This window comes from Mesorhizobium sp. M0522 (assembly GCF_040321085.1).
Classification (GTDB): Bacteria; Pseudomonadota; Alphaproteobacteria; order Rhizobiales; family Rhizobiaceae; genus Mesorhizobium.
The window spans coordinates 1-3,250 of sequence record NZ_JAMYQW010000089.1; the positions used below are offsets into that span (position 1 = coordinate 1).

Below are 3,250 nucleotides of genomic sequence, written 5' to 3' on the forward strand. Positions count from 1 at the left end.
TGGGCGGCGGCACTGACAAAGTGCTCAGCGCGGTGAGCTATGCCCTTTCCGCTGGCTCGTCGATCCAGTTTCTCGCGACCGCGAACGCGTCCGGCTCCACAGCCATCAACCTGACCGGCAATGAGTTCGCCCAGACGATCCAGGGCAATGCCGGAGCCAATGTCATCAACGGCCGCGGCGGAGTCGACATCCTGACCGGTAACGGAGGCAATGATGCTTTCGTGTTCAACAGCGCTCTTGGAGCGGGCAATATCGACAGGATCACCGACTTCAACGAACTGCAGGACAAGATCCAGCTCGACCATGCCATTTTTTCCGGCATGAAGCTGGGGGGCCTTTCATCCGACGCCTTCTTTGCTGGCACGAGCGCGCATGACAGCTCGGACCATATCATCTACAACAGCTCAACCGGGGCGCTCTCTTTCGACAGCGACGGGATCGGTGGTGCAGCTCAAACGCAGTTCGCCACTCTTTCTCCAGGTCTCTCGATTACGGCAGGCTCATTCTTCGTGACCTGAAAGAGCTAGATGTTAGCTTTCAATAGGTGTCCATCCGGCGAGGAAGCTGAGGTTGTCGAAGCTTCAGTGCTTCCTCGGAGGACCCAATGAATATCCACAAGAATCCCCTCTAACACCGCTTGGTCGAGAGAGAATCGTGCACCAGGTCTCGAGCGGGCAGACGCCGCAGGCTGTCGCATTAGCCGCAGGCGTCTGCCCGCGCACCGTCCGCAAATGGGTGGCCCGCATTAGAGCCGAAGGCGTTGAAGCGCTTAGGGATTGCTCCTCGCGGCCACGGCGCCTCTAGTGGCGGGCGTGGCCGGCCATGAGGGGCACTCAACACCCAGGCTCTCCTCGGGGCAAGGCGCAACCAAAGACATTCGAGTTCGTCGTGTCCAATGAGCATTCCGGGGTTTTTCGGGACTGCGAGAGGTCTTGCTGCACGCCATCTGAACGACTCAAACCCTGTGTCAATACTGAAATTTGGCGATAGCCCGCAGCGGCCAAAAGCGCTCAAACGCGTTTTGTCGCCAACTTGACCTTGAGCAGAGATGCGGAGCTCCATCCAACTCGCGACCCTCAATTATGCACTTGTGGTCGCGGAAGAGGGCAGCTTTCTTCGCGCCTCGCGACGCACAGGGATCGATCACTCCGCGCTCAGCAGGCGCATCCGTGATCTGGAATACGCGATGGGTACGAGGATATTCCATCGCCATGCTCGCGGCGTCGGCCCCACCCCGGCCGGCGAGCGCTTCCTGGAGCGTCTGCGCTCCGTGCTGCTTGAGCTCGACAACACGCTCACTCTAGCCAGGTCCGGCACCAGAGATGACCAACAAAAGCTTTCCATCGGCTCCAACGGGATCATCCTCGCGGGGCGAGCCTTGGATGCAATCATCGAGTTCGGGCAATCTCATCCCAATGTGACCGTCAGTTTGACAGAGAGTCCTTACCCTTCGCCTGAGGCTGCTCTGGGTGCCACCCAGGTCGACGTGGTCGTGACCTCCTCCTCCCGGTTTACCGGCGGCGCGTTCGAATTGACGCTGTGGAAAGACACTCTGGCTGTCGTCCTTGCCTCAAATCATTCCCTCGCCAGCCGTACCGTGATCGAGTGGCACGAGTTGCACCAGGAGACGTTGCTGGTGCGCAGGGGCGAAGCATTTCAGCTCGCCGACGCTGTTGGACGCGGCGTGGAGCTTCCTCCAATCGTCGAACATCACGTCAGTGCGGGCATCCTTTTGCGCCTTGTCGGAAACGGGCTTGGAGTCGCTCTGATCCACGACCAAGATGCCGACAGTGTTCCTCAGGATGCGGTCTGTCGTAAGCTGCGGATCGGGGGCAAACCAATCCAGATCTCCAGTTTAGCCCGTTGGCGATCCGACAACGCTAATCCTGCCCTGCCGACCTTCATCTCTTTCCTGCGCGATCGGTATTCGTGCTGACAGTCATCCGACCGGCATGACCCGAACAGTCACCCGGTTTCAGAGTCCGTCGTGCCTTGGCGAATGCTCTGCTTATTGTGATGAACCGGGTCAGCATCGGTGCTATCAGTTTTGTCCGGTCTCGCCGCCGAGCAATTCAGCATAGGGACGAGATCGCGATGAGCGGCGCTTGGCAGTTCGACCGTGATCTTGACCGGACGGTCATCGGGAATGGCGGAGAGCTTCAGCTTGCTCATGATGGGTCCCTCGACGCCGCACTCGGTGAGCACCAAAGATGCGCACCAGATCGCTGAGCCCTGAGCGGATTTGCGGCCAAGGAAACTCAGAGCATTCCTCCCAGGCTTCGCCCTCGCGCAACACCGCATCGAGCTTGCCCGCCACGCCGGCGAGAGTCGTAGCTGGGGTGATTGAGAAGGCGTCCAGAAGATCCTTCGTTCGCTCGCCAGCTTCGCGTTCGGCTCTGAGCGCGGCAATGTAACCGGACTTCTCGGCAGCCGCTTCCCAGCGTGCTTGATGCTCAGCAAACTCAGTTTCGGCCTTCTCTCGAAGAGCGGCGGTATCCGGCCCATTGCCGAGTACCTGTTTGATTGCCTCGATCGAGTAGAGTGTTAATTTCTCGCCACCGGGCAGGCGGACGTCTGCACAAGGAAAACCGACACATTCGGCAAGCCTGGTCTCCAGGCGCTGCTGCCTGCGACAAAGCCGCTTGGACTGTTTGTGGACCCTCTCCCATTCCCGCCAAAGTGCCAGTGCAGGATCAGAACGCACATCGGTGCCTCCGCCGCCAGCGCATGCGTTGCCGTCCAGCGTCCATGCGGTGGCAGCCACCACTGTCCCCGCAAGCACTCGCCTGCGGGTGACGGAAGACAGAGTCGTGGTATTGTCGGAATCAGCCATAATCCGAGCTCCAATCAGCTGGGTTTGTGGTCAGGCCAGATGGGGTGGAGCAACACCGCATCTGGCCGCTCAACGCAAGCAAGGTACCTCAAGAGCAGCAAATGGACAACAAAAATCACCACAATATGGTGAAAAATTGACGCCGGTACAGTGCCGAATGGCACGAGCCGCGCTGGGTTGGGGCGTCTTGGACTTGGCCAGGGAGGCGGCAGTTTCCACTCAAACCATTGTGCGTTTCGAACGAGGTGAGGCGCTTAAACGGCAGACGTTCGACCGCATCTGTCTCGCCTTCGAAGCTGCCGGTATTGAGTTTATCCCAGATAATGGAGGCGGGCCCGGTGTACGGTTAGCACGCCGTCTGCAAAGTAAATGACTTTCAGCAAAGGGGGGCGAAGGTTTCACTCATCGATCTCGCAT

4 protein-coding genes and 3 pseudogenes are annotated in these 3,250 nt (G+C 59.2%); 4 read left to right on the top strand and 3 right to left on the bottom strand.

The annotated features are described in order from the left end of the window. The 3 genes and pseudogenes from NKI58_RS35330 to NKI58_RS35340 form a co-directional block, all read left to right on the top strand. Nucleotides 1-518: pseudogene (locus NKI58_RS35330) on the top strand (calcium-binding protein); the annotation flags it as partial. Between the two features lie 86 nt (nucleotides 519-604). Continuing rightward, nucleotides 605-801, top strand: a pseudogene (locus NKI58_RS35335) (leucine zipper domain-containing protein); the annotation flags it as partial. Between the two features lie 247 nt (nucleotides 802-1,048). After that, on the top strand, nucleotides 1,049-1,936 hold the full coding sequence (locus NKI58_RS35340; protein ID WP_352854517.1) for a LysR family transcriptional regulator: 888 nt from the start codon (nucleotides 1,049-1,051) through the stop codon (nucleotides 1,934-1,936). Here NKI58_RS35340 and NKI58_RS35720 read toward each other — a convergent pair. The 3 genes and pseudogenes from NKI58_RS35720 to NKI58_RS35350 all read right to left on the bottom strand — a co-directional run. Then, nucleotides 1,902-2,024 (bottom strand): annotated as a pseudogene (locus tag NKI58_RS35720) (hypothetical protein); the annotation flags it as partial. The gene NKI58_RS35340 and the pseudogene NKI58_RS35720 sit on opposite strands and share 35 nt — an antisense overlap. Continuing rightward, nucleotides 1,966-2,172, bottom strand: a complete 207-nt coding sequence (locus tag NKI58_RS35345) for a DUF2274 domain-containing protein (RefSeq protein ID WP_352622735.1) — start codon at nucleotides 2,170-2,172, stop codon at nucleotides 1,966-1,968. The pseudogene NKI58_RS35720 and the gene NKI58_RS35345, both read right to left, overlap by 59 nt. After that, on the bottom strand, nucleotides 2,138-2,833 hold the full coding sequence (locus NKI58_RS35350; protein ID WP_352854519.1) for a hypothetical protein: 696 nt from the start codon (nucleotides 2,831-2,833) through the stop codon (nucleotides 2,138-2,140). The genes NKI58_RS35345 and NKI58_RS35350 overlap by 35 nt, the downstream gene beginning before the upstream one ends. A 157-nt stretch (nucleotides 2,834-2,990) precedes the next feature. Between NKI58_RS35350 and NKI58_RS35355 the strand changes: the two genes are divergently transcribed. After that, nucleotides 2,991-3,206, top strand: a complete 216-nt coding sequence (locus NKI58_RS35355) for a transcriptional regulator (protein ID WP_352622739.1) — start codon at nucleotides 2,991-2,993, stop codon at nucleotides 3,204-3,206. The last annotated feature ends 44 nt before the right edge of the window (nucleotides 3,207-3,250 follow it).